Source organism: Rhizobium sp. 01T444 (assembly GCF_056398305.1).
This window is the reverse complement of the sequence record NZ_JBFTPD010000211.1, coordinates 1-663: the sequence shown is the minus strand read 5'-3', so window position 1 is coordinate 663 and position 663 is coordinate 1. Positions and strand designations below refer to the sequence as shown.

Genomic DNA, 663 nt, shown 5'->3' with positions numbered 1-663 from the left:
GTGGCGAAGCTGCGCTCGTTCCAGTAGCGGTCCTGGTACATCGCGCCGGCGGTGCCGAGCTTGAAGCGGGTGTTGTCCTGCGGCGCGGAGCCGGCCTGGTACTTGCCAGTGAGGAGCCCGCCCGCGAGCGGGTTGTAGGGGATCACGCCGAGCCCTTCTTCCTCGGCCAGCGGCAGCAGCTCGCGCTCGATCTCCCGAAAGAGCAGGCTGTAGCGCGGCTGCACCGAGACGAAACGCGTCAGCTTGCCCAGTTCGGCGCGGCCGAGCGCTCGCGCGAGCCGGTAGGCCAGGAAGTTGGAGACGCCGACGTAGCGGGCGCGGCCGGAGCGCACGATCGTGTCGCGGGCCTCGATGCTTTCGTCGAGCGGCGTGTTGCGGTCGTCCTGGTGCAGCTGGTACAGGTCGACGTGGTCGGTCTTCAGCCGCCGGAGGGATGCGTCGATGGCATCGAGCAGGTGCTTGCGAGAAGCGCCCTGGTCCCAGCTGTGGGGGCCGACCTTGCCGACCGCCTTGGTCGCGAGGATGACGCCGGCGCGCCCTGCGGGACCCCTGGCCTGCAGCCAGTTTCCGATGATCTCCTCGGTGCGGCCGGTGGTCTCGACGGTGCCGCCGAGGGGGTATACGTCGGCGGTGTCGATGAAATTGATGCCGCCCTCGGTGGCC

1 protein-coding gene is annotated in these 663 nt (G+C 69.5%); it reads right to left on the bottom strand.

The window, feature by feature from the left end:
• The coding region (locus tag AC1DTN_RS38020) for an aldo/keto reductase (protein WP_477925321.1) at positions 1 to 663 on the bottom strand (663 nt) is incomplete at both ends.